Source organism: Kitasatospora phosalacinea, assembly GCF_030268885.1.
GTDB lineage: Bacteria > Actinomycetota > Actinomycetes > Streptomycetales > Streptomycetaceae > Kitasatospora > Kitasatospora phosalacinea_C.
Map to the genome: position 1 here is coordinate 99,613 of NZ_BSSA01000016.1, position 25,174 is coordinate 124,786.

Consider the following 25,174-nt stretch of genomic DNA (forward strand, 5'->3'; position numbering starts at 1 on the left):
TCTGGCGGACAAGCGGACCGCAACGGGCGGTCCAAGGCCGGTCACGGGCGGAAGGTGGGCTCCCGATGGAAGCGCTCGGTGTGGTGGTGGCGCTGGTCGCGCTGTTCGGGGTCGCGTTGCTGGTGATGGCCGTGGTCGGAACGGTGAAGGCGGCGAAGGCGATGGCGGCCAAGGTCGACCGGCACAGCGCCAACGCCCAGCGGGCGATGGAGAACGCCGCCCTGAAGGCGAAGAGCATCGCCAGGCCGGGCGAGCAGGGCCGGATCGCCGCGCTCCGGCTGTCCCTGCGCACCGCACTGGACTCCACCCGCCAGGTCCTGCAGTCCGGCCTGCCGCAGGACGGCCAGCTCGGTGACGCCCTCCACCTGCTCACCCGCCTCGACTCGCACGCCGCGGAGCTCGATGCCGAACTCCGCATGCTGGAGCGCGAGCCGATCAGCGGCCGGGTCGCCGCCAAGCTCCCGGAGCTGCGCGAGCGCGTCGAGCGGATCACCCACTCCGCGGACTCCCTGCGGTGGGCCGCCCAGGACCGGATGCGCCGCTTCGCCGACGACGAGCTCGCCCGGCTCGGCAAGGAGTGCCAGGACGAAGCCGGAGCGCTGCGCCACTGGACCCCGGCCGAGGGGGCTGCCGAGGGCGCGGACTTCCTGAAGGGCCCCCGGGGGACGGCCGCCGCTTCCGCCGAGGAGCCCGTCGACCGCAGGAAGGGACTCGCTGCCGGTCGCCCGACCAGCGCCGAGGAACTGCTCGGGCTGGCCGCCGAGCCGCTCTCCCGCCTCGCCGACCGCCTCCGCAAGCCGAACCCGGCGGGACCCAACCGCCCCTGACCCCGCGTCACGAGGCGGTTGCCGTCCGTGCTCGGAGAAGTTACCCGGCGCATTCGGGGGCAAACCATCGAACTGCGGGCGCTGTCCTCCCGGCCCGGCGGCGGGTAACCTCCGGCTCATGCCCGGCCACCTCGCACTTGTCACGGATTCCACCGCGTATCTGCCCCAGGAGGCGGTGGACCGGCACCGCATCCGCGTGGTACCGCTCAGCGTCGCGGTCGGTGACGAGGTCTTCGCGGAAGGCGTCGAGATCTCCCCGAAGGACGTCGCCGAGGCCCTGCGTTCCAAGCAGCGGGTGACCACCTCCCGTCCCAGCCCCGAGACCTTCGCCGCCGCCTACCGGGCCGCCGCCGAGGCCGGTGCGCGGGGCATCGTCTCGGTCCACCTGTCGGCCGAACTCTCCGGCACGGCGGAGGCCGCCCAGCTGGCAGCCTCCGCCGTGCCGATCCCGGTCCGGGTGGTCGACAGCCGGCTCGTCGGCATGGCCCTGGGCAGCTGCGTCCTGGCCGCCGCCGAATCGGCCGAGGCCCTGGACGCGGTCCGTGCCGGTGCGGGAGACGCTGCCCCCGGGGCCGGGGCGGTCGGCGACGGCGGGGCGGGCGCCGAGGCCACCGAGGCGGACCTCGACCTGGTGGTCGCCGCCGCCGAGGGCCGGGCCGCCGGTACCGCGGGCTTCTTCTACGTCGACACCCTGGAGCACCTGCGGCGCGGCGGGCGGATCGGAACCGCCCAGGCGCTGGTCGGCTCCGCGCTGGCGGTGAAGCCGCTGCTGCACCTGGCCGGAGGCCGGATCGAGCCGCTGGAGAAGGTCCGCACGGCCTCCCGGGCGATCGCCAGGCTGGAGGAGATCGCCGTCGAGCGCGCCGGGCAGCAGGCGGTCGACATCACCGTCCACCACCTCGCCGCCGAGCACCGGGCCGAACCGCTGGCGGAGCGGCTGCGGGACCGCGTCCCCGGCCTGCAGGAGCTCTACGTCAGCGAGGTCGGAGCTGTCATCGGCGCGCACGTCGGCCCCGGTCTACTGGCCGTAGTGGTGTCTCCGATCATCGCATCGTCGCACTGACGCGGGCTGGAATCACCCGTTCGAGCGACAGGAGTTATCCACAACCCCGAGTTGTCCACAGGGTCGGGCGAATTCTCCGACGACTCGTCAGGGCCGATCTACTGTCCTCGCCATGAGGACCGTCACCACACCCCAGACCCGCCGACGTCAGACCACCGAGACCGCCCGGGCCCGCCTCGACCGCCTCTTCCCGGCCGACCCGCCCACCGATCCCGACGACCGCCTCGGGCCTCCCCCCGGAAGCACCGCAGAGCCGACTCCACGGCCGGAGCACGGTGCGGAGAGCGCCGGGGCGGGGGCGTCGCAGTACGAACCGGAAGGGCCGCCGGAGACCGGACGCAGCGCCGCTGGGTCCGCTGAACCGGCCGAGCCGGAGTCGGCGGCTGCGTCCGCGCAGCCCGCCGCCGACCCGTGTGCCGCGGCCGACCGTGCAACCCTCTCCGGCCGCGGCAGTACCGGCTCGCCGCCGGAACGGGACCCTCCCGCAGAGGAGTCCGCTCCGGGCGGGACCGCCACGCCGAAGCCCACCGCGACCGTCGACCCTCCGGACCCTCCGGACGGCAGCTGGGCCGACACCCCGTGGGACCCGGATCCGCCGCCCGCACCCCGACCCACCCCGAACCCGGTCGCCGCGCCTTCCACCACCCCGCCGAAACTCCCGCTGCGGTTCCGCCTCCCCGCCGCATGTGCCCTCGACCGCCGAGCCGTACTCGGCCTGACCGTCCTGCTCGTCCTCGCCACCGGCTACGCCGTCCAGCACTTCTGGCTGGCCCGGCCGCACCCCGTTGCCGTTCCGACCATCGCCATGGCGGAAACCGTTTCCGACCGGGCCGGGGGAGGAGCGCCCGCACCTCCGTCGACCAGCCCACCCCTCGTCATCGACATCGCCGGGAAAGTCCAGAGCCCCGGCCTGCGGACCCTCCCCGCGGGTTCACGGGTCGCCGACGCCCTGACCGCCGCGGGCGGACCGCTGCCCGGTGCCGACACCAGCCTCCTCAACCTCGCCCGTCCACTCACCGATGGAGAACAAATCCTCGTGGGCACCGACCCGCTGCCCGGTGGTGCGGTCCCGGCCGCCCCCACGGGCCCCGTGAGCCTCAACCGCGCCGGGGCGGAGCAGCTCGACTCGCTCCCCGGCGTGGGGCCCGCACTGGCCCAGCGCATCCTGCAGTACCGCCTCACCCACGGCCCCTTCCAATCGCTCGACCAACTCCGCCACGTCCCGGGCATCGGAGCGCGGAAGTACGAGGACCTCAAGCCGTTCCTGACCCTCTGACCTCCCACTCCCCGCTGTCTTCCGGAACTGCTGCCAGGCCGATCCAGGCCCGTTCTCCACAACCCCCGCGAGGAGGTGCCGCCCCGCCCGACGAGCCGCTGCACCACGCGTTTCCGGTCGACAGGGCCGCCGCCTGCCACCCGGATGCACCGAGCCACCGGGCCCACCCCGCCGAGGCCCGCTCCCGCCCTGCCCCCCTACTGGGGAGAAGGCGCCCCACCGCCCGATCCCGCGCTCTGTCCGGGCCTCACCTCCTGTGCCGAGGCCGCCGCGAGAACACCCCCGTCCCGCTGATCGGAGACCCGCCCCCTGCACCGACCCCTGCCGCTCCGTACGGGGCGAGCAGCCCCCGTACCGGGCGAGCCCGTTGAAACCCGGCCGCTGCCGCCACCACCACCCGCACGATGCCGACCACCGCCCACGCCGAGAGGAGGTGCCCGATGTCGGCCGCACCCGCCCGCACCCACCACCTCGCCCACCACCGGACCGACTACCGACTGCTCCTCCCGGCCTGCACCGCATGGGCGGTCACCGCCGCAGTCCTCGGACTGGGCCCCGACCGACATCCGACACTGCTCGTGGCCGCCCTGGCCGCCGCGGCGGTTGCCCCCGCCCTGCTCCGTACGAAAGGCCCTCGCCGTGCGCTCCACCGCCTGACCGCCGCCGTCCTGCTGACCGCTGCCGCGGCAGCCACCACCACCGTCCTGCACACCGCCGACCTACGCCGGGGCCCGCTGCCCGCACTGGCCCGCCCACCCCTCGCCCCGACCGCACCACCGTCCACCCGGGCCGGGCAGCAGGCCGACGTCGACGAGCGGGGTGCGACGGAACCGGCCGAGGAGAAACCCGCCAACCCCGAGGTCACCGTCGAGTTGACCGTCACGGGCGATCCGAAGCAGCACGACCCGCACACCCGGGGCAGTTCGCTGTCCCGCCCCACCCTCACCGTCGCCGCCCTCGTCACCCGGATCCGCACCCACCCCGCCCCCGGGGGCGGCCCCGTTCCGGCGCCCACCGCCACCCGCACACCCGTCACCCTGCTGATCCGCTCCCAGGAGGACTACCCGTGGCAGCAGTTGACCCCTTCCACCGAACTGGAGTTGCGAGCAGAAGTACTGCCGGAACAACCGCAGGCCGCGGGCGGATCGGGAGGCGGGCGCCGTACCGGCAGCGCGGCGCTGCTCGTCCCGCAGGGGCCGCCTCGCCTCATCGCGCCGCCGAACCTCCCGCAGCGCCTCGCGGCCCACCTCCGCAAAGGGCTCCGCGACGCTTGCGACCACCTGCCGCCGGACACCCGGGGGCTGCTCCCCGGGTTGGTGGTGGGTGACGTGTCCAGACTGCCCGAGGACCTGTCGGACGCCTTCCGGGCCACCGACCTCGGTCACCTGGTCGCGGTGAGCGGCGCCAACCTGGCGATCGTCCTGGCCGTCCTGGTCGGCGGTGCACCGAGCGACCCCGACCTCCCCGCCCGCGGCGGCCTGGCCGGGCTGCTGGGCCTCTCGTTCCGGACGACGGCCCTGCTCGGGACCGTACTGACGCTGGCCTTCGTCACCGTCTGCCGACCCGACCCGAGCGTGCTCAGAGCCGCTGCCACCGGGCTGATCGGACTACTGGCACTGGCCACCGGCCGACCGAGGAGAGGCGTCCCGGCGCTGGCCGGTGCGGTCCTGGTCCTGGTCCTGGCCGACCCGTACCTGGCCCGCTCGTACGGGTTCCTGCTCTCCGTGCTGGCCACTGCCGGGCTGCTGGTGCTCGGTCCGCGGTGGACGGCGGCGCTCCGGGCCCGTCGCTGGCCGCACCACCTGGCGTCGGCGGTCGGTGCCACCGCGGCGGCACAGGCGTTCTGCTCGCCGGTCACCGTGCTGCTCGCGCCCCGGATCAGTCTGGTCGGAGTGCCGTGCAACCTGCTGGCCGAGATCGCGGTCGCCCCCGCCACCCTGCTCGGGTTCGGTGCGCTCGCGATCGCGCCCCTCTCGCAGGGAGCGGCGGAGTTCCTGACGGACCTCGCGGCGCTGCCGGTCGGCTGGCTGGCCACCGTCGCCCGGTACGGGGCGGGACTGCCAGGAGCCGAACTGGCCTGGCCCGCCGGGCCGTTCGGGGCGGTCCTGCTGGTGGTGGTGATCGTCTCGCTGGTCTGGGCGGTACCGCCGCTGCTGGCCGGCCGACGGCTGCGGCGCCGTCGGAGCAGGGCACTGGTCGCCCTCGTGGCCGCCCTGCTGCTGCCGCTGGTGCTGCTGCGCCCGCCGGCCGTCGTCCGGTTGGCGACCGGCTGGCCCGCACCGGGCTGGCGGCTGGCGGCGTGCGACGTCGGGCAGGGCGACATGACGGTGCTGCCCGTCGGGCCGGAGAGCGCCGTGGTGGTGGACGCCGGGCCGGACCCCAAGGCGGCCGACTCCTGCCTGCGGAGCCTCGGCGTGGTCAGGGTTCCGCTGCTGGTCCTGACCCACTTCCACGCCGACCACGTGGAAGGCGTTCCAGGGGTGCTGCGCGGTCGGTCGATCGGAGCGATCGAGGTGACGAGCACGGAAGAGTCGGACGGCGAACGGTCCCGGGTGCTCCGTTGGGCGGCGGCCGACGGCATCCCGGTGGAGCACGCGCAGCGCGGTGAACGGCGCACCGCCGGTGCGGAACTGTCCTGGGACGTCCTGTGGCCTACCTCGCCCCCGGCGGTCGACGCCGAGGGGCCGAACAACTCCAGCATCGCGATCCTCGCAGTGCTCGGGCCGCCCGCAGCCCCGCTGCGAGTCGCCCTGCTCGGAGACCTGGAACCTCCGGCCCAGGCCGCGGTGCTGGCGCTCGGCGCACCGCCCCGGCCCCGTCTCCGGGCGCCGGGGGAAGGAACGGACGGTGGGACGCCAACTGCCCCGGCCGACGAGGAGGACGGGTCCGCAGCCCTGACGGGGAGGGCGGTGGCCGCCGACGGGAGCGCGGCCCGGAGCGGTCCGGGGCCGCCGGGGGTGGGGAGGGTGGACATCCTCAAGGTGGCGCACCACGGATCGGCGAACCAGGACTGGTCGTTGATGGCCGCGCTCCGCCCGCGGCTGGCCCTGATCTCCTGCGGGGCGGGCAACCCGTACGGGCATCCGGCACCTCGGACCATTGCCGGGCTGAAGGCGCTCGGTGCGACGGTGGTCCGGACCGACCGCTCCGGGGACGTCGCGGTCCTGGGCGACGCGCGGACCTTGGCCGTGGCGACGCACCCGCACCCGGGCCACGGCTGACTGCCGGACCGGGGCGGGCACCGGAGCGGCGGGAGGTGGCGGGAACGCCCGCCCGAACGGGTGCGGCACCTCGTTCGGGCGGGACCGGTGGGCGTCGTGGACGAGCGTCGTGGGTGGGCGGTCGGGCGCTGGGAGGGGCGGGCGTCAGCCCTGCTCCCGCCAACCGTCCTGTTCGGCGACGAGCTGGTCGAGCTCGGTCAGCAACCGGGGGGTCCAGCCCTCGTCCTCGGGGGCCTCGACCACCACCAGCCACTGGGCGTCCTCGGCGTCGTCCTCCCCGGCGAGGGCGTCCCGGACCACCTCGACGTCGCCCAGCTCGGGCCAACGCGCGCTCAACTCCTCAGCAACCTCCTCCGCCGCATCGCGGTCGGGGAGGACGAGCAACTGACGGTCATTGTTCTCGATCACGTCATCATTCTCCTCAGCCCCGGGGCGGGTCCGGCATCGACCCCGCCTCCCGATCGGGGCGCGGACACGGGCACGGGAAGGGGTCAGGAAGGTGGGAGGGGAAGGGCCGTGGCGCGGTGGGCTGTCGTCGCGGCGTGCGATCCTGGTACGCGATGGCCAGGAAGAGTGCACCCGACGACCTGCTCGCCCCGCTGACCGTTGCGGTCGGCCAGGAGGAGCTGCTGCTCGACCGCGCGGTTGCCGAGGTGGTGGCCGCGGCGCGGGCGGCGGACCCGGAGACGGACGTCCGGGACCTCGCACCGGGAGCCCTGCAGCCGGGCCAGTTGGCGGAGCTCACCACGCCCTCGCTCTTCGCCGAGCGGAAGGTCATCGTGGTCAGGGCCGCGCAGGACCTCTCGGCCGACTCGGTCAAGGAGGTCAAGGCGTACCTGGAGTCGCCCGCCGAAGAAGTGATCATGGTGCTGGTGCACGCGGGCGGCGCCAAGGGCAAGGGGCTGCTGGACGCGGCGAAGAAGGCGGGCGCCCGGGAGGTCGCCTGCGCGAAGCTCACCAAGGCGAGCGAGAAGCTGGCCTTCATCCGCAACGAGTTCCGCACCCTGGGGCGGGCCGCCACCCCCGAGTCCTGCCAGGCGCTGCTGGACGCCCTGGGCAGCGACCTGCGGGAACTGTCCGCCGCGTGCAGCCAGTTGACGGCCGACGTGGAAGGTCCGATCGACGAGACGGCGGTCGCCAAGTACTACAGCGGTCGCGCCGAGGCGACGGGCTTCGAGGTGGCGGACCTCGCGGTGACCGGCCGGGCCGCCGAGGCCCTGGAGCGGCTGCGCTGGGCCCTGGCCGTCGGCCAGCCGCCGACCGGCATCACCTACGCGCTGGCCTCCGGCGTCCGCAGCATCGGCCGACTCGCCTCCGCGGGCCGCAACCTGCGGCCCGGCGACCTGGCGCGCGAACTCGGCATGCCGCCCTGGAAGGTCGACCGGGTGCGCCAACAGATGCGCGGCTGGACCGGCGACGGAGTGGCCGCCGCGCTGACCGCCGTCGCCGAGGCCGACGCCGCCGTGAAGGGCGGCTCCGACGACCCCGCGTACGCGCTCGAGCGGGCCGTCGTCGCGGTCGCCCGCGCCTCCAGGGCCGGCTCCCGCCCCTACTAGCAGCTGGGCAGGACCCCGGGGAGGGGCTCCCCGGAGCGGAGAGGGAAACGGGCGCAGGGGGCCGGTCGACGCAGCAGGCCGTGCCGCCCGCGTCAGACGCACAGGTGCAGGCCGGGGTCGTTGCGGCCTGGTGGTCGGGTGGTCGGGTGGTCGGGTGGTCGGGTGGTCGGGTGGTCGGGTGCTCCGGTGGTCGGGTGGGCTCGGGCGTCGAGTCCGGTCGAACCCGGCGCGGCCGGGCCCGGGGCCGGAACGCCGACTGCCCGCCCGGGAGGCCCGGGCGGGCAGTGGGGCGAGGGCCCGCGCGGGGCGCTCTCACCGTGGAGCTGTGAAGCTGGATGTACCGCACCCGCGTGGCGAACGCAGGCCGCGTGCGGTACGGGTCGTGCTGCTCGTCGGAGGCCGGGTAGAGGGCCGGAGCTCCGGGAGCGGGTGGTCGGCGGTGGCGGGTAGAGGGCCGCGGGTTCACGCCGACCGGGTGGTGCCGGGGCACCGGGCGCACGGCGGGGCCGTGCGCGGAGGGCCTGGATCAGGCAGCGACGTTGACGCGCTTGGTGATCGCCGACTTCTTGTTGGCGGCCTGGTTCTTGTGGATGACGCCCTTGCTCACGGCCTTGTCGAGGGCCTTGGAGGCGGCGCGGGCGAGCTCGGTGGCCTTCTCGGTCTCACCGGCGGCAGCGGCCTCGCGGGCCTTGCGCAGGGCGGTCTTCAGCGAGGACTTGACGGCCTTGTTGCGCAGGCGCGCCTTCTCGTTGGTCTTGTTGCGCTTGATCTGGGACTTGATGTTCGCCACGAAAGAGCCTCAGTCTGTGTGAATCGTTGCTACGACGGGTCGCACCCCATGTCGCCGTTCGGACCTGCTGAGAGGGCATGCCGATGGCGGAGTGCAGCCGCCCACGCTACCAGGGCCGCCCCGGCCGACCCAAACCGGGCCGCCGGGCCCCGCGGCCGACGGCCCGTCAGGCGGTGAGCAGCGGTTCGCCGTAGTGCTCGACGGTCGGGAACGGGTCGTAGAAGCGGTGCAGCAGTTCGCGCCAGCGCCCGTACTCGGGGGAGCGGCGGAAGCCCTCGGTGTGGTCCTCCAGGGTGTCCCAGCCGACCTGCAGCAGGAAGCGGGAGGTGCTGCCCGCGTCCAGGCAGCGGCGCAGTTCGAGGGAGCGGAAGCCGCGCTGGGCGGCGATCAGCGGGCGGGCCTCGGCGAAGGCGGCGAGGAAGGCGTCTTCCTGGCCGGGGCGGACGTCGAGCAGGGCGCTTTCCAAGATCATGGGGTGATCGTCCCGCACGCCCGATCGGGCGGGAAGGACCGGGGCCGTTCGGCATGGGAGGATGGACGGAACCATATTGATCGGATCAGAAATCGGACCAAGGTGCCCGCGACCCCCAGCAACGTGCCAGAGCCCAGCCGTACTGACCCGGCGGTGATCCGCAACTTCTGCATCATCGCCCACATCGACCACGGCAAGTCGACGCTCGCCGACCGGATGCTGCAGATCACCGGCGTGGTGGACCCCCGGCAGATGCGCGCCCAGTACCTCGACCGGATGGACATCGAGCGCGAGCGCGGCATCACCATCAAGTCCCAGGCCGTCCGCCTCCCGTGGGCGCCGCGGTCCGGTGAGCACGCGGGCACGACGCACATCCTCAACATGATCGACACCCCCGGCCACGTGGACTTCACGTACGAGGTGTCCCGCTCCCTCGCGGCCTGCGAGGGGACCATCCTGGTGGTCGACGCCGCCCAGGGCATCGAGGCGCAGACCCTCGCCAACCTGTACCTGGCGCTGGAGAACGACCTCACGATCATCCCGGTGCTCAACAAGATCGACCTCCCGGCCGCCCAGCCGGAGAAGTACGCCGCCGAGATCGCGCACATCATCGGGTGCGACCCGGACGACGTGCTGAAGGTCTCCGCGAAGACCGGCCTCGGCGTCGAGGACCTGCTCGACCACGTGGTCGAGAAGATCCCGGCCCCGGTCGGCGTCAAGGAGGCCCCGGCCCGCGCGATGATCTTCGACTCGGTGTACGACGCCTACCGCGGCGTGGTCACCTACGTCCGCGTGGTCGACGGCCAGCTCACCAAGCGCGAGCGGATCGCCATGATGTCCACCGGCGCGACCCACGAGCTGCTGGAGATCGGCGTCATCTCGCCCGAGCCCAAGGTCGCCGACGGCCTCGGCGTCGGCGAGGTCGGCTACATCATCACCGGTGTGAAGGACGTCCGGCAGTCCAAGGTCGGCGACACCATCACCTCGCAGAACAAGGGCGCCACCGAGCCGCTCGGCGGCTACAAGGACCCGCGCCCGATGGTGTTCTCCGGCCTCTACCCGCTGGACGGCTCGGACTACCCGCTGCTGCGCGACGCCCTGGACAAGCTGCGGCTGAACGACGCCGCGCTGGTCTACGAGCCGGAGACCTCGGTCGCGCTCGGCTTCGGCTACCGCTGCGGCTTCCTCGGCCTGCTGCACCTGGAGATCATCCGGGAGCGCCTGGAGCGCGAGTTCAACCTCGACCTGATCTCCACCGCCCCGAACGTGATCTACCGGGTGATCATGGAGGACGGCACCGAGCACACCGTCACCAACCCGAGCGAGTTCCCCACCGGCAAGATCGCCGAGGTGTTCGAGCCGGTGGTGCGCGGCACCATCCTCGCCCCGAACGAGTTCGTCGGCGCGATCATGGAGCTCTGCCAGTCCCGCCGCGGCACCCTGCAGGGCATGGACTACCTCTCCGAGGACCGGGTCGAGCTGCGCTACACCCTGCCGCTGGCCGAGATCGTCTTCGACTTCTTCGACCAGCTGAAGTCCAAGACCCGCGGCTACGCCTCGCTCGACTACGAGCCCATCGGCGAGCAGTCCGCCAACCTGGTCAAGGTCGACATCCTGCTGCACGGCGACGCGGTGGACGCGTTCTCCGCGATCGTGCACAAGGACAAGGCCTACAACTACGGCGTGATGATGGCCGGCAAGCTGCAGAAGCTGATCCCGCGCCAGCAGTTCGAGGTGCCGATCCAGGCCGCGATCGGCTCCCGGGTGATCGCCCGCGAGACGGTCCGGGCGATCCGCAAGGACGTCCTCGCCAAGTGCTACGGCGGTGACATCTCGCGCAAGCGGAAGCTGCTGGAGAAGCAGAAGGAGGGCAAGAAGCGGATGAAGATGGTCGGCCGGGTGGAGGTCCCGCAGGAGGCCTTCATCGCCGCGCTGTCGACGGACGCGGAGGCCCCGAAGGAGAAGAAGTAGTCTCCGGGGCAGCACGACGGCGGTGGGCCGGTTCCCCCTCCCGGGAGGGGGAACCGGCCCACCGCCGTCCTCGTCGAGAGGGGCCGCTCACCGCAGCGACAGCGGCAGGCCCTTGACGATGCCCGCCTTGACCAGCCGCCCGGTCGCGCCGGTCAGCACCCGGGGCCGCACCGAGTCGTCGCCGTGGATCAGCTGCACCAGCGCCTCGCCGCGCCCCAGGCTGAGGCACTGGGTGGCGTACCGGTACGAGAAGGGCTTGTCGGTGCGGCCGGTCAGCAGCTTGGCCAGGTAGTGGCCCTGGGGCATCGCGGTGGCGCAGGCCATCCGCAGTTCGCCGATGCCGGGCACCTCGACGGCCGCGGCGTCCCCGATCACGTACACCTCGGGGTGGGAGACCGAGCGCAGGTGGTCGTCGACCAGAGCGCGGCCCTGCGCGTTGACGGCCAGGCCGGAGGCGGCGGCCAGCGGCTGCGGCTCCATCGAGGCGGCCCACACCACCACCTCCGCGGGGATCTCCCCGTCCTCGCAGGTCAGGCCGTGCGCGGTGACGGCGGTGACCCGTCGGTTCTCGTCGACCCGCGCCCCGAGGCGGTCGAGCACCGCCAGGACGTGCGCCCGGCCGCGCTCCGACAGCCAGCCGCCGACCCGCCCGGCCGCGACCAGCCGAACCTGCCAGGCCGGGTACGCCTCGGCGAGCTCGGTGGCCAGTTCGATGCCGGTCGCCCCGCCGCCGACCACGGCGAGCATCCCGGGCGCGCCCTCGGCGAGCCGCCGGCGCAGTTCCTCGGCGCGCTCCGTCGGGTACGCGTGCTCGGCGGCGCCCGGCACCCCGCCCCAGCTGGTGCGGCTGCCGAGCGCGTACACCAGGGTGTCGTACGCCACCCGCTCGCCGTCCTCGGTGAGCACCTCGCGGGCGGCCAGGTCGAGTTCGACGGCCCGGGTGGCCCGGTGGGTGACCTTGCGGCCGCGCAGCACCCGGGCGATCTCGGGGCGGGCGACCTGGCGTCCGGCGGCGAGCTCGTGCAGCCGGACCCGGTGGGTGAAGCGCTGCTCGGGGGCGATCAGGGTGACCCGGTCCGGCCCGCGGCCGATCCTGGCGGCGGCGGACAGCCCCGCGTAGCCCGCGCCGATCACCACGATGTGCTTGCCGGTCATCTCGTCCTCCTCCGTGATCCCGCCCGGTTGCGGTTCTGGAAGGGGGACTGGACAGCCCGCCGGAACGTGACCGTGATCCGGGTCACACCTCCTGGAGGTGTCCGAGCTTCTCCGGGTTCACCATCACGTACACGGCGGTGACCAGGCCGTTCTCGACGCTGAACGCCAGGACGCCGCCGACCGTGCCGGGCGCCGCGTACCAGACCGCGCCCGCCTCGCCGTTGACCAGCGTCGGCACCAGCGGGCGGTCGGGGGCGACCGCGCGGGTGGTGAACTTGCGCAGCAGCCGGGTGACGTACGGCGCGCCGTGCACCGGGCGGCGCACCGCATTGACGACACCGCCGCCGTCGGCGTGCCAGACCACCTCGGGGTCGAGCATCGACACCAGCGTCGCCAGGTCGCCGCCGGCCGCCGCGGCGGTGAAGGCCGACACCACCCGGTGGTGCTCGACCGGGTCGACCGCCGCGCGCCGGCCGCCGCCGCGGACCCGGCGGCGGGCCCGGGAGGCGAGCTGGCGGGCGGCCTCGGGGGAGCGGTCCAGCACCGGGGCGATCTCGTCGAAGCCGACCGCGAACACGTCGTGCAGCACGAACGCCGCCCGCTCGGCCGGGGTCAGCTGCTCCATCACCGCCAGCATCGCCACCGACACCTGCTCGCCCAGCTCGGCCACCTCGGCGGGGGAGTCCGCGGCGTCCGACAGCACCGGCTCCGGCAGCCACTCGCCGACGTACGCCTCCCGGCGGGCCCGGGCCGAGCCCAGCTGGTCGTAGCAGAGCCGGGTGACCACCGTGGTCAGGTACGCGCGCGGGTCGGTGACGTCCGTCCGGTCGGCGGACTGCCAGCGCAGCCAGGCGTCCTGCAGCACGTCCTCGGCGTCGGCGACCGAGCCCAGCAGGCGGTAGGCCACCGCGCCCAGGTAGCGGCGCTCGGCCTGGAAGGCGGCAGCGGCGGCGAGGGCGTCGTCGGTGACGGCGTCGGCGGCGGCGGTGTTCGGATCGGGCACCCGGCCACCGTAGCGCGGCGAACGGCGGCCGCGGCAGGCGGCACTGACCCGGCGTCAGGAACGCGGACGCGCCGGGGGAGGGCCGCGGTGCGGCGGCCCTCCCCCGGCGCGGCGGGCGGTGCGGCGGTCAGTCGACCTCGGCCACCGCCTCGGCGAACTGGGCCCGGTACAGGCGGGCGTAGGCGCCGTCCGCGGCGATCAGTTCGTCGTGGTTGCCCTGCTCGACGATCGAGCCGTTCTCCATGACCAGGATCACGTCGGCGTCCCGGATGGTGGAGAGGCGGTGCGCGATCACGAAGCTGGTGCGGCCGGTGCGCAGTTCGGCCATCGCGCGCTGGATCAGCACCTCGGTGCGGGTGTCGACGGAGCTGGTGGCCTCGTCGAGGACCAGGATCGAGGGCTGGGCGAGGAAGGCCCGGGCGATGGTGATCAGCTGCTTCTCGCCCGCGCTGACGCCGGTGCCCTCGTCGTCCAGGACGGTGTCGTAGCCCTCGGGCAGCGTCCGGACGAAGCGGTCGACGTGCGCGGCCCTCGCCGCCGCGACGACCTGCTCGCGGGTGGCGCTCTCGGCGCCGTACGCGATGTTCTCGGCGATGGTGCCGCCGAACAGCCAGGTGTCCTGGAGCACCATGCCGATGCCGGAGCGCAGCTCCTCGCGGGACATCGCGGCGATGTCCACGCCGTCCAGGGTGATCCGGCCGCCGCTGACCTCGTAGAAGCGCATCAGCAGGTTGACCATGGTGGTCTTGCCCGCGCCGGTCGGGCCGACGATGGCCACCGTGTGACCCGGCTCGACCTTCAGGGACAGGCCCTCGATGAGCGGCTTGTCGGGGTCGTAGCGGAAGGAGACGTCCTCGAACGCGACCCGGCCGTGGAGCTCGGCGGGGCGCTCGGGGTGCTGCGGCTCGGGGGACTGCTCCTCGGCGTCCAGCAGTTCGAAGACCCGCTCGGCGGAGGCCACGCCGGACTGCACCAGGTTGGCCATCGAGGCGACCTGGCTGAGCGGCTGGCTGAACTGCCGGGAGTACTGGATGAACGCCTGCACGTCGCCGATCGACAGTGCGCCGGAGGCCACCCGCAGGCCGCCGACCACCGCGACCAGCACGTAGTTGATGTTGCCGACCAGCATCATCGCGGGCTGGATGATGCCCGAGATGAACTGCGCCCTGAAGGACGCCTCGTAGAGCGCCTGGTTCTCCTTCTCGAAGAGCTCGGCGGCCTCCTTCTGGCGGCCGAAGACCTTCACCAGGCTGTGCCCGGTGAACATCTCCTCGATGTGCGCGTTCAGCCTGCCGGTGGAGCCCCACTGCTTGATGAACTGCGGCTGGGCGCGCTTGCCGACCTTGGTGGCGACGACCACCGAGACCGGTACCGAGACCAGCGCGATCACGGCCAGCAGCGGGGAGATCCAGAACATCATCGCCAGCACGCCGACGATGGTGAGCAGCGAGTTCACCACCTGGCCCATGGTCTGCTGCATGGACTGGTTGATGTTGTCGATGTCGTTGGTGACCCGGCTGAGCACCTCGCCGCGCGACTGGCGGTCGAAGTAGCTGAGCGGCAGCCGGGACAGCTTCGCCTCGACCTCCTCGCGCAGCCGGAACACCGTCCGGTTGATCGCCAGCGCGGCCAGTCGGCCCTGGAAGACGCCGAACACGATCGCGGCCAGGTAGATGCCGAGCACCCAGAGCAGGACGGTGCCGATGGCGTGGAAGTCCATGCCCTGGCCGGGCGTGAAGTCGATGGTGGAGAGCAGGTCGGCCTTGGTGCCCTGGCCCTCGGCACGCATCTTCTCCAGGACGGCCTGCTTGCTGGGGGCTCCGGCGAAGGCCGGGCCGGTGGCCCCGGCGGCGATCAGGTCGGTCGCCTTGCCGAGCACCCGGGGGCCGACCACCTGGCAGCCGATGGCGAGCACGCCGAGGCCGAGCACGGTGAACAGCAGCTTGCGCTCGGGGCCGAGCAGGCCGAGCAGGCGCTTCGCGGAGCCGCCGAAGTCCTTGGACTTCTCGGCGCCCTGCGCGCCCATGAACCGGCCCGGGCCACCGCCGCCGCGCCGGGCCGCGGCCTCCTGCGAACCGGAGACGGCGGGGGCGGCGGGCGCCTCGGCCAGCTCGGTCGCCCGGGACTTGGCGAGGTCGGGCTTGTCGGGGTTCTCGGGGCCGGTCACGCCGCCTCCTGCTCGGTGAGCTGGGAGAGCACGATCTCCCGGTACGTCGGGTTGTCGGCCATGAGTTCCTGGTGGGTGCCGGTGCCGACCACGGCGCCCTCGTCCAGGACGACGATCCGGTCGGCGTCGCGGATGGTGGAGACCCGCTGGGCGACGATCACCACGGTGGCGTCCCCGGTCTCCCGGGCGAGCGCGGCGCGCAGCCGGGCGTCGGTGGCGTAGTCGAGGGCGGAGAACGAGTCGTCGAACAGGTAGATCTCCGGCTTGCGGACCAGCGCGCGGGCGATCGCCAGGCGCTGGCGCTGGCCGCCGGAGACGTTGGTGCCGCCCTGGGCGATCGGGGCGTTCAGGCCCTCGGGGAACTTCCGCACGAAGTCCGCGGCCTGGGCGGTCTCCAGGGCCTGCCAGAGTTCCTCGTCGGTGGCCTCGGGCTTGCCGTAGCGCAGGTTGGAGGCGACGGTGCCGGAGAACAGGTACGGCTTCTGCGGGACGAGCCCGATGATCTCGGACAGCTTGACCGGGTCGAGCTCGCGCACGTCCACGCCGTCGATCAGCACCTCGCCGCCGGTCGCGTCGAACAGCCGGGGGACGAGGCCGAGCAGGGTGGTCTTGCCGGAGCCGGTGGAGCCGATGACGGCGGTGGTCCGGCCGGGCCGGGCGGTCAGGTCGACGCCGCGCAGCACCGGGGCCTCGGCGCCGGGGTAGCGGAAGTCGACGCCGCGCAGCTCCAGGGTGCCGCGGGTGCGCAGTTCGGTGACCGGGTGCAGCGGGGGCACGACGCTGGACTCGGTGTCCAGCACCTCCTGGATGCGCTCGGCGCAGACCTCGGCGCGCGGCACCATCATGAACATGAAGGTGGCCATCATGACGCTCATCAGGATCTGCATCAGGTAGGAGAGGAACGCGGTGAGCGCGCCGATCTGCATGCCGCCGCTCTCGATGCGGTGCGCACCGAACCAGAACACGGCGACGCTGGAGATGTTCACGACGCCCATCACGACCGGGAACATCAGCGACATCAGCCGGCCGACCCGCAGCGCGTAGTCGGCGAGCTCGCCGTTGGCGCCGGTGAAGCGGGCCTTCTCGTGGTCGTCCTTGACGAAGGCCCGGATGACCCGGATGCCGGTGATCTGCTCGCGCATGATCCGGTTGACCGCGTCGATCCGGGTCTGCATGCCGCGGAACTGCGGCCGCATCTTGGCGACCAGCACGGTGACCACCGCACCCAGCGCGGGCACCACGGCGAGCAGCAGGCCGGAGAGCGGCACGTCCTGGTTGAGCGCCATCACGATGCCGCCGACGCACATGATCGGCGCGGCGACCATCAGGGTGAAGGTCAGCAGGGCCAGCATCTGGACCTGCTGGACGTCGTTGGTGGTCCGGGTGATCAGCGAGGGCGCGCCGAACTGGTTGAGCTCGCGGGCGGAGAAGTCCTGGACCCGGGAGAACACCGCGCCGCGGATGTCCCGGCCGATGGCCATGGCGGTGCGCGCACCGTAGTGGACCGCGCCGATCGAGCAGACGGCCTGGGCCAGCGACACGCCGACCATGACCCCGCCGACGCGCAGGATGTAGCCGGTGTCGCCCTTGAGCACGCCGTCGTCGATGATGTCCGCGTTCAGCGTCGGCAGGTAGAGCATGCCGATGGTGGACACCAGCTGCAGCAGCACCAGCAGGGTGATGTCCCGGGTGTAGGGGCCCAGGTGGGCCCGTAGGAGTCTGAAAAGCACCGTGACACTCTCGTCTGCGGAGGGGATGCGCGCATCCCGATTTCGGGTACTTGTGGGAAAGCTTCACGTTCGAACGGCTGCTGCACTGCCGACCTGGGGGTGTGCCAGCTCACGTCACCCCCTTACGGATCGGCTCCCCACCCCCTAGGCTGCTGCTGCCCTCTTGTTACTCACCGGTTAAGTCGGTGGTCGGTCGCCCCCACGACCGGCGCCCGCCCACTCTCGGTCCACCCGCCCCCGGAGGTCCTCGTTGAGTTCCGCGCAGTCCATGATCGAGCGGCGCCCGCCGTCCGTGGCGCACCTGTTGCTCAGCAGGGTAAAGGCCACTCCGAACGGCGAGGCCTACCGGTACCCGGTTCCGGTGGACGAGCAGGCCGCGGACAGCGCCCCGGGCGCCGAGCAGTGGCGCTCGCTGACCTGGGCGCAGGCGTTCCGGCGGATCTCCGCGGTGGCGGCCGGCCTGACGGCGCTGGGCGTCCGGGCCGAGGACCGGGTCGCGATCGCCTCCGCCACCCGGATCGAGTGGATCCTCGCCGACCTGGGCAACATGTGCGCGGGCGCGGCCACCACCACCGTCTACCCGAGCACCAACGCCGACGAGACCGCGTTCATCCTGGCCAACTCCGGCAGCCGCGCCCTGTTCGCCGAGAACGAGGGCCAGCTGCGCAAGGCCGTCGAGCAGAAGGACGCCCTGCCCGCCCTGGAGTGGGTGATCCTGTTCGACGCCCCGGAGGGCGAGCCGCCGCAGGCCGAGGGCCTGACCGTGCTGACCCTGGCCGAACTGGAGGAGCGCGGCGCCGCGTACCTGGCCGAGCACCCGGACGCGGTGGAGAAGGCCGTCGACTCGCTCGACAAGGAGCAGCTCGCCACCCTGATCTACACCTCCGGCACCACCGGCCGCCCCAAGGGCGTGCGCCTGGTGCACGACTGCTGGTCGTACGAGGCGGTGGCGCAGGAGGAGAGCGGGCTGCTGCGGGCGGACGACGTGCAGTTCATGTGGCTGCCGCTGTCGCACGTGTTCGGCAAGACGCTGATCTCCGGCCAGATCGCCACCGGCCACGTGATGGCGGTGGACGGCCGGGTGGACCGGATCATCCACAACCTGCCGGTGATCCGCCCGACCCTGATGGCCTCCGCGCCGCGGATCTTCGAGAAGGTCTACAACGGCATCGCGGGCAAGGCCCGGGCCGAGGGCGGCGCCAAGTACAAGATCTTCATGTGGGCGGCCAGGGTGGCCCGCTCCTACGCGCAGACCGTGCAGGCCGCGCAGGTCGCCACCGGGCGGGAGAGCGCCCCGCTGGGCCTGCGGCTGCAGCACGCGCTGGCCGACAGACTGGTCTACACCAAGATCCGGGCCGCGTTCGGCGGGCGGCTGCGCGGCGCGGTGTCGGGCAGCGCGGCGCTGGCCCCGGAGATCGGCTACTTCTTCAAGGGCGCGGGCGTCCCGGTGCTGGAGGGCTACGGCCTGACCGAGACCTCGGCCGGCTCCACGGTCAACCGGGCCGAGGACTTCCGGGTCGGCACCGTCGGCCTGCCGCTGCCCGGCACCGAGGTGCGGATCGGCGAGGACGGCGAGATCCTGCTGCGCGGCCCGGGCGTCATGCGCGGCTACCACGAGATGCCCGAGCAGACCGCCGAGGTGCTGGAGCCGGACGGCTGGTTCCACACCGGCGACATCGGCGAGCTCGGCGAGGGCGGCTACCTGCGGATCACCGACCGCAAGAAGGACATGTTCAAGACCTCCGGCGGCAAGTACGTCGCGCCCAGCGAGGTGGAGGGCAAGTTCAAGGCGATCTGCCCGTTCGTCAGCAACGTCCTGGTGATCGGCAACGGCCGCAACTACTGCACCGCGCTGATCGGCCTGGACGAAGCGGTGATCATGCCGTGGGCCGCCGAGCACGGCCTGGCCGGCAAGTCGTACGCCGAGGTGGTCGCCGACCCGGCCACCGTCGAGCTGATCGACGGCTTCGTCCGGCGCCTCAACGGCGAGCTGCAGCGCTGGCAGACGATCAAGAAGTTCACGCTGCTCCCGCGCGACCTGGACATCGAGCACGGCGAGCTCACCCCGAGCCTGAAGATCAAGCGCCCGGTGGTCGAGCGGACGTACGCGGACGCGGTCGGCGCGATGTACGCGGGCACCAACGAGGCCTGAGCCCCGTCCGTCCGGTAGCGGCCGGCGGACCCCTTTCGGGTTCCGCCGGCCGCTACCGGACAATGGGGGGCATGCCCTCCGCACTCCCCGACGGCGAACCGGTGCCGTCCGACGGCTCGCTGCCCGCCCACGCCCTGCACGGACTCGGTGAGCGGCCGTTCGGCTTCTACCTGCACGTGCCGTACTGCGCCAGCCGCTGCGGCTACTGCGACTTCAACACCTACACCGCCACCGAGCTGCGCTCCTCCGGCGCCGTCGCCTCGCAGGAGACGTACGCGGACAACGTGATCGCCGAGATCCGGCAGGCCCGCCGGATCCTCGGCGAGGTCGACCTGCCGGTCGAGACGGTCTTCCTCGGCGGCGGCACCCCGACCCTGCTGCCCGCCCGCGACCTGGTGCGGATGCTGGCCGCGCTGCGCGAGGAGTTCGGGCTCGCCCCCGGCGCCGAGGTCACCACCGAGGCCAACCCGGAGTCCGTCGACCCGGCGTACCTGGCCGAACTGCGCGAGGGCGGCTACAACCGGGTCTCCTTCGGCATGCAGAGCGCCCGCCCGCACGTGCTCGCCCTGCTCGACCGCCACCACACCCCCGGCCGTCCCGAGGCCTGCGTCGCCGAGGCCCGCGCGGCCGGGTTCGAGCACGTGAACCTCGACCTGATCTACGGCACCCCCGGCGAGAGCGACCAGGACTGGCAGGCCTCGCTGGACGCGGCGATCGGCGCCGGGCCCGACCACGTCTCGGCCTACTCGCTGATCGTCGAGGACGGCACCCGGCTCGCCGCCCGGGTCAAGCGCGGCGAACTCCCGATGATCGACGACGACGTGCACGCCGACCGCTACCTGATGGCCGAGACGGCGCTCGCCGCCGCCGGGTACCACTGGTACGAGGTCTCCAACTGGGCCACCACCCCCGCGGGCCGCTGCCGCCACAACGAGCTGTACTGGACCGGCGCCGACTGGTGGGGCGCCGGACCGGGCGCGCACAGCCACGTCGGCGGCGTCCGCTGGTGGAACGCCAAGCACCCCGCCGCGTACGCGCAGGCGCTCGCCGAGGGCCGCACGCCCGCGCTCGGCCGCGAGGTGCTGGCCGACGAGGACCGCCGGGTCGAACGCATCCTGCTGGAACTGCGCCTCGCCGAGGGCTGCCCGCTCGACCTGCTCACCCCCGACGGCCGCGCCGCCGCCGACCGGGCCCTCGCCGACGGCCTGCTGGAGCCCGTACCGTACGCGGCGGGCCGGGCCGCGCTGACCCTGCGCGGGCGGCTGCTGGCGGACGGGGTGGTCCGCGACCTGGTCGACTGAACCGGTCTGAAACGCCCCGGCCCGCTGCGGCCAAGTACTCGGTGAAGGAACCGACCGCGGTTCCCCGACCGAGGAGGGACGCATGCGGGTACGCGAGCACCTGCACCACGGGGAGCGCCCCGACGACCGACCGCCGGAACTGACCACGCCGGACGGCTTCGGGGCGTTCTACCACCAGCACGTCGACGCGATACTCGGCTTCGTCACCCGCCGGGTCAGCGACCCGCACCTGGCCGCCGACCTCACCGCCGACATCTTCGTCGCCGCCCTGGAGGCCGCCGCGGGCTACCGGCCCGAACGCGGCACCCCGCTCGGCTGGCTGTACGGCATCGCCCGCCACACCGTCGCCGCCCGCCGCCGCGGCGACGACCGCGAACGCCGCGCCCTCGGCCGCCTGCAGGGCCGCCGACTGCTCGCCGAGGAGGACATCCTCGCCCTGGAGGAGCGGATCGACGCCGAGCGCGCCGTCCGCGACCTCGCCCAGCGGCACGCCGGGCTCAGCGCCCCGCTGCGCGAGGTGCTCGACCTGGTCGTCCTGGACGGCCTGAGCACCGCCGAGGCCGCCCAGGCCCTCGGCATCTCCCAGGCCACCGTCCGGGTGCGGATGCACCGCGCCCGCCGCCGCCTCGGCGCCGCGCGGGAGGACGCCCGCCCCGCCCCGCCGCTGCACCGCACCGCCCCCGCCGAACCGATGCTCGAGGTGACCCCGTGACCAGCGCCGACCGCACCCCGTCCAGCAGCAACTTCGAGCGTGCGCTCGGTGAGGAACTGGTCGCCATGGCCACCGAACGCGCCGCCGCCCCCGCTCCCGCCCCGCGCCGCAGCGCGGTGCGCCGCCGCCCGCTGTCGGCCGCCCTCGCGGTCGGCGCGGCGGCCGTCACCACCGCCGTGGTGCTGCCCGCCGCGCTCGGCGGCGGGCACGGCGGCAGCGCCGCGTACGCGGTCACCGAGGAGTCCGACGGCACCTTCCTGCTCGAACTGCGCGATCCGGCCGGGCTCCCCGACATGGTCGCCGAACTGCGGGGGCACGGCGTGAGGGCGGCCGGGCTGAAGCACGTGCAGGGCACCGCCGACGACGACTGCCCGGTCGTCCCCGACCGGCCGTCGCCGGCCCCGGACGCGATCCGGAGCGAACCGGGCGACCACCCCGCGGAGCGGATCGACCCCAGCAGGATCCCGGCCGGGGCGACGGTGCTGCTGCGGTTCTGGGCCTACGACGGCGGGCAGTGGATCTTCAACGCCACGGTGGTCGACGCGGTTCCCGCCTGCCTGCCCGCGCTGCGCGGCACCGAGGTGCACCAGCAGACCCCCGTCCCGGTCCCGCCGGACGCCCCGCCGTCCGGCGCCCCCGCGGGCGGGGCGACGCCGGTCCCGGCCGAACCCGTCCCCTCCGGCACCGGGGCCGGGGCCTAGGTCAGGCCCCGGCCCCGCCGGGCAGGGTGACGAAGTCGATCAACTCCTCGACGCGGCCCAGCAGTTCGGGCTCCAGGTCCTTCCAGCCGTCGACCGCGGCGAGGATCCGCTTCCAGGCCGCGGGGGTGTCCACCGGCCAGCCCAGGCGGCGGCAGACGCCCTCCTTCCACCCCTCGCCGCGCGGCACCTCGGGCCAGGCGGCGATGCCCAGGGCGGCGGGCTTGACCGCCTGCCAGACGTCCACGTACGGGTGGCCGACGACCAGCACGTGGTCGCCGGTCACCCGCTCGGCGATCCGGTGCTCCTTGGTGCCGGGCAGCAGGTGGTCGACCAGCACGCCCAGTCGGCGGCCGGGGCCGGGGGCGAAGGACTCGACGATGGCGGGCAGGTCGTCCACGCCCTCCAGGTACTCCACCACCACGCCCTCGATCCGCAGGTCGTCGCCCCAGACCCGTTCGACCAGCTCGGCGTCGTGGCGCCCCTCCACGTAGATCCGCGACTCGCGGGCCACCCGGGCCCGGGCCCCCGGCACCGCGACCGAACCGGACGCCGTCCGCCCCGGCCCCCGCGGCGGGGCCGGAGCCGCCGCGGCGGGACGCACCAGCGTCACCACCCGTCCCTCCAGCAGGAAGCCGCGCGGCACCAGCGGGAACACCCGGTGCTTGCCGAAACGGTCCTCCAGCGTGACGGTGAACCCCTCGGCCGTCCGCTCGCAGCGCACCACCGCCCCGCAGAACCCGGTCGCCGCCTCCTCCACCACCAGGTCCCGCTCCGCCGCCACCTCGGGCGCGGGCTGCTGCCGCTTCCACGGCGGGGTCAGATCCGGCCCGTACTCCCTGCTCCGCATGGGCGGCAGTCTACGGAAGGAGACGGCCCGTCAGCCCGCTCAGCCCGTCAGCCCGCGTAGGGCGCCGCCACCGCCAGCACCGCGGCGATCCGCCCCGCGACCGCCGCGCCGTGCGGCAGCGCCCGCACCTCCGGCGCGCCCCAGCGCGGGCGCACGCCGCGCAGCGCCAGCAGGTGCACCACCCGCAGGGTGCGCAGGGTGTTGGAGACCTCGGCGGGCACCGGCCCGGGCGCCCCCGTGGCGAAGACCTCGTCCACCGCGTCCAGCCAGCCGACCGCCTGGCGCTCCGTCAGTTCCGGCCGGGTCAGGGTCAGGGCGAGCGCGTGGCCGAGGCGGTCGTCCTCCATCGCGTCGAAGACGTGGTCGGTCGGGGCGAGCAGCCGGGCCGCGCCCAGCACCGCCAGCGGCTCGGGGTCGACCTCCGGCCGCTGACCGAACGCGGCCAACAGGTCGGCGCCGTGCGCGACGGCGTGCAGCCAGCCCAGGGCGGGGTGGTGGCCGCGCAGGTCGGTCTCGGCCGGGTACCAGCGGGCGAAGGCCTCCAGCCACCCGGGACGCGGCGGGCCGACCCGCACCACGGCGGCCAGCACCAGCGGGGCGAACGTCCGGGCCTGGACCTCCGGGTCCGCGAAGCGGGCCGCCATCGCGTCGCCGAGCGCCAGTCGGCGTTCCTCGGACAGCCCGGGCACCCAGCCGACCAGCCGCGGGTAGGCGCGTTCGTCGCGCTCCACCGGATCGGGCGAGCGCAGCGCCGCGCTGACGGCGGACAGCTCGGCCTCCGAGGGACCGCGGTCGGGAAGGGCGTTCCAGTCGATCACGATCGACCACCCTAGGTTCCCCGCCGGGCCCGCGGCATGGCATATTTCCCGGCGTCCAGGACGAACGGGGGCGGAGCCGGGTGCACGGGCGGCGGTGGTGGGCGGCGGCGGTGGCCGTCGCGGTGGTGCTGGGCGGGGCCGGGTGCTCGGCGGGGGAGCGCGGGCGGGGACCGGAGGCGTTGCAGGACGGGCTGCTGACCGCGGAGCGGCTGCCCCGGGGGTACGCGCTGTTCGGCGAGGGGTGGGACACGACCAGCCCCCCGGCGTCCGACGACCCGGAGGAGGACGGCCCGGAACCGCTGGCGTCGATGCCCTGCGGCGACGTCGAGGCCGACTCCTTCGTGACCGCCCACGCCCCGCCGCTGGAGGCCGCCACGGTGGGGATAGCGCCCCGCGGGAAGAGCGGCCGGGACGCGGACTCCGGCTGGTACGGCTGGGAGACGCTGAGCCGCTACCCGTCCGGCGGGGCCGCCGAGGTGCTCGCCGAGCTGTGGCGCACCGCCCGGCGCTGCGCCGTCAGCGTGGACACCTCCCCCGACGGCAGCAACCGGACCCGGCAGTTCGTCACCGCCGAACCGTTCGGCACCGGCCTGCTGCTGACCGTCACCACCCGGTTCGAGGCCACCCGCACGTCCCTGGTCCACCGGACCGCCGTGCTGCGCGACGGGGACGTGCTGCTGGTGGTGCAGGAGTTCGGCGACGGGGACGACCCCGCCGAGCTGTCGGCCTTCGTCGAGGCCGCCGCGGCCGCCTACCGGGACGCCGCCGCGCGCTGACCGCGGCCCGCGCCGGGCTCAGTCCTCGATCCCCGGCGCGCCCCAGACCGGGAACCAGCGCGACAGGTCCGGCTCGATCCGCAGGTCGTTGCGGAGCAGGTCGGAGACCTCGATCTCCAGCGGGTTGTTCCGCTTCTCCTGCCCGGCGACCTTGCACATCGGGTAGAAGGTGCCGCGCTTGTACAGGTACACCAGCGCCAGCGAGCGGCCCTCGGCGTCCCGGAAGCCGACCAGCGAGCAGAGCAGCTGCGGCCCGAAGCCGTTCGCCTCCAGCTCGCTGTTGACCGCGTGCAGGTCGTTGACCAGGTCGGGCAGCTCCTCGGGGGTGTGCCGGGCCAGCAGCCAGGAGTACCCGTACGCGTCCCGGGAGGCCTCGACCGGGACGCCGCCGCGCCCGATGTCCGCGTCCAGCAGCGCCCGCACCTGCTGCTGCACCTCGGTGAAGGCCGCGCCCTCGACCGCGGCGAAGCACACCGAGCCGAGGCCGGTCGGGGTGAACCCCTTGGCGGCCTGCAGGGTCAGCGCCGCCGACGGGACGCCGAACAGCTGGTCGAGGTCGGGCTTCACCGGCTTGCTCCGGCCGAACAGGGCGTCCAGGAATCCCACGTGCAGCGCTCCTCGTGTCGGGGGGCGGGC

At 73.8% G+C, this 25,174-nt stretch carries 21 protein-coding genes; 11 read left to right on the top strand and 10 right to left on the bottom strand.

Annotation, left to right across the window (positions count from 1 at the left end):
* Positions 1-65 precede the first annotated feature (65 nt).
* From QSK52_RS22595 to QSK52_RS22610, 4 genes are all read left to right on the top strand, one after another.
* Positions 66-827 carry a hypothetical protein gene (locus QSK52_RS22595; protein ID WP_285737943.1) on the top strand — a complete coding sequence of 254 codons (762 nt, stop codon included), beginning with the start codon at positions 66-68 and terminating at the stop codon, positions 825-827.
* A 118-nt stretch (positions 828-945) separates the two neighbouring features.
* Positions 946-1,890: a DegV family protein gene (locus tag QSK52_RS22600; RefSeq protein WP_285737944.1), complete on the top strand. Its 945-nt coding sequence runs from the start codon at positions 946-948 to the stop codon at positions 1,888-1,890.
* 805 nt (positions 1,891-2,695) lie between these two features.
* The gene (locus QSK52_RS22605) at positions 2,696-3,166 is read left to right on the top strand and encodes a ComEA family DNA-binding protein (protein ID WP_285737945.1); all 471 of its coding nucleotides are present in this window, start codon (positions 2,696-2,698) and stop codon (positions 3,164-3,166) included.
* Positions 3,167-3,606: 440 nt separating this feature from the next.
* Positions 3,607-6,387, top strand: a complete 2,781-nt coding sequence (locus tag QSK52_RS22610; protein ID WP_285737946.1) for a ComEC/Rec2 family competence protein — start codon at positions 3,607-3,609, stop codon at positions 6,385-6,387.
* A 144-nt stretch (positions 6,388-6,531) separates the two neighbouring features.
* Here the strand turns inward: QSK52_RS22610 and QSK52_RS22615 are convergent, their stop codons facing one another.
* Positions 6,532-6,795: a hypothetical protein gene (locus QSK52_RS22615; RefSeq protein ID WP_285737947.1), complete on the bottom strand. Its 264-nt coding sequence runs from the start codon at positions 6,793-6,795 to the stop codon at positions 6,532-6,534.
* 152 nt (positions 6,796-6,947) lie between these two features.
* On the opposite strand from QSK52_RS22615, the gene holA reads away from it, so the two are divergent.
* Entirely contained in the window at positions 6,948-7,943 is a 996-nt protein-coding gene (gene holA, locus QSK52_RS22620; RefSeq protein WP_285737948.1) for a DNA polymerase III subunit delta, read from the top strand.
* Positions 7,944-8,469: 526 nt separating this feature from the next.
* On the opposite strand, the gene rpsT is transcribed toward holA, so the two are convergent.
* Positions 8,470-8,733 (bottom strand): 30S ribosomal protein S20, encoded by a 264-nt coding sequence (gene rpsT, locus QSK52_RS22625; protein ID WP_285737949.1) that lies wholly within the window; start codon positions 8,731-8,733, stop codon positions 8,470-8,472.
* A 166-nt stretch (positions 8,734-8,899) separates the two neighbouring features.
* Entirely contained in the window at positions 8,900-9,205 is a 306-nt protein-coding gene (locus QSK52_RS22630) for an antibiotic biosynthesis monooxygenase family protein (protein WP_285737950.1), read from the bottom strand.
* 102 nt (positions 9,206-9,307) lie between these two features.
* Between QSK52_RS22630 and lepA the strand changes: the two genes are divergently transcribed.
* Positions 9,308-11,176 carry a translation elongation factor 4 gene (lepA, locus tag QSK52_RS22635; RefSeq protein ID WP_285737951.1) on the top strand — a complete coding sequence of 623 codons (1,869 nt, stop codon included), beginning with the start codon at positions 9,308-9,310 and terminating at the stop codon, positions 11,174-11,176.
* 87 nt (positions 11,177-11,263) lie between these two features.
* Here lepA and QSK52_RS22640 read toward each other — a convergent pair whose 3' ends face one another.
* The 4 genes from QSK52_RS22640 to QSK52_RS22655 form a co-directional block, all read right to left on the bottom strand.
* On the bottom strand, positions 11,264-12,331 hold the full coding sequence (locus QSK52_RS22640) for an NAD(P)/FAD-dependent oxidoreductase (protein ID WP_285737952.1): 1,068 nt from the start codon (positions 12,329-12,331) through the stop codon (positions 11,264-11,266).
* Positions 12,332-12,413: 82 nt separating this feature from the next.
* A complete protein-coding gene (gene sigJ, locus QSK52_RS22645) occupies positions 12,414-13,334 on the bottom strand; it encodes an RNA polymerase sigma factor SigJ (protein ID WP_285737953.1) in 921 nt (306 codons plus the stop codon).
* A gap of 127 nt (positions 13,335-13,461) precedes the next feature.
* Positions 13,462-15,360 carry an ABC transporter ATP-binding protein gene (locus QSK52_RS22650; RefSeq protein WP_285738025.1) on the bottom strand — a complete coding sequence of 633 codons (1,899 nt, stop codon included), beginning with the start codon at positions 15,358-15,360 and terminating at the stop codon, positions 13,462-13,464.
* Positions 15,361-15,497: 137 nt separating this feature from the next.
* The gene (locus tag QSK52_RS22655) at positions 15,498-17,231 is read right to left on the bottom strand and encodes an ABC transporter ATP-binding protein (protein WP_285737954.1); all 1,734 of its coding nucleotides are present in this window, start codon (positions 17,229-17,231) and stop codon (positions 15,498-15,500) included.
* Positions 17,232-17,481: 250 nt separating this feature from the next.
* Here QSK52_RS22655 and QSK52_RS22660 point away from each other — a divergent pair, with 250 nt between their 5' ends.
* The 4 genes from QSK52_RS22660 to QSK52_RS22675 all read left to right on the top strand — a co-directional run bounded on the left by QSK52_RS22660 (position 17,482) and on the right by QSK52_RS22675 (position 22,097).
* The gene (locus QSK52_RS22660) at positions 17,482-19,383 is read left to right on the top strand and encodes an AMP-dependent synthetase/ligase (RefSeq protein ID WP_285737955.1); all 1,902 of its coding nucleotides are present in this window, start codon (positions 17,482-17,484) and stop codon (positions 19,381-19,383) included.
* Between the two features lie 71 nt (positions 19,384-19,454).
* A complete protein-coding gene (gene hemW, locus QSK52_RS22665) occupies positions 19,455-20,684 on the top strand; it encodes a radical SAM family heme chaperone HemW (protein WP_285737956.1) in 1,230 nt (409 codons plus the stop codon).
* Positions 20,685-20,766: 82 nt separating this feature from the next.
* A complete protein-coding gene (locus QSK52_RS22670; protein ID WP_285737957.1) occupies positions 20,767-21,396 on the top strand; it encodes an RNA polymerase sigma factor in 630 nt (209 codons plus the stop codon).
* Positions 21,393-22,097 (top strand): hypothetical protein, encoded by a 705-nt coding sequence (locus tag QSK52_RS22675; protein ID WP_285737958.1) that lies wholly within the window; start codon positions 21,393-21,395, stop codon positions 22,095-22,097. The genes QSK52_RS22670 and QSK52_RS22675 overlap by 4 nt, the downstream gene beginning before the upstream one ends.
* A gap of 1 nt (position 22,098) precedes the next feature.
* Here QSK52_RS22675 and QSK52_RS22680 read toward each other — a convergent pair whose 3' ends face one another.
* Both QSK52_RS22680 and QSK52_RS22685 read right to left on the bottom strand, forming a co-directional pair.
* The gene (locus tag QSK52_RS22680; protein WP_285737959.1) at positions 22,099-22,944 is read right to left on the bottom strand and encodes a DUF3097 domain-containing protein; all 846 of its coding nucleotides are present in this window, start codon (positions 22,942-22,944) and stop codon (positions 22,099-22,101) included.
* Between the two features lie 47 nt (positions 22,945-22,991).
* Positions 22,992-23,762 carry a DUF2785 domain-containing protein gene (locus tag QSK52_RS22685; protein ID WP_285737960.1) on the bottom strand — a complete coding sequence of 257 codons (771 nt, stop codon included), beginning with the start codon at positions 23,760-23,762 and terminating at the stop codon, positions 22,992-22,994.
* A gap of 80 nt (positions 23,763-23,842) precedes the next feature.
* Here QSK52_RS22685 and QSK52_RS22690 point away from each other — a divergent pair, with 80 nt between their 5' ends.
* On the top strand, positions 23,843-24,538 hold the full coding sequence (locus QSK52_RS22690; protein ID WP_285737961.1) for a hypothetical protein: 696 nt from the start codon (positions 23,843-23,845) through the stop codon (positions 24,536-24,538).
* 18 nt (positions 24,539-24,556) lie between these two features.
* Here the strand turns inward: QSK52_RS22690 and pspAB are convergent, their stop codons facing one another.
* Positions 24,557-25,144, bottom strand: coding sequence for a PspA-associated protein PspAB (gene pspAB, locus QSK52_RS22695; protein ID WP_285737962.1), 588 nt, complete (start codon positions 25,142-25,144; stop codon positions 24,557-24,559).
* Between the last annotated feature and the right edge of the window lie 30 nt (positions 25,145-25,174).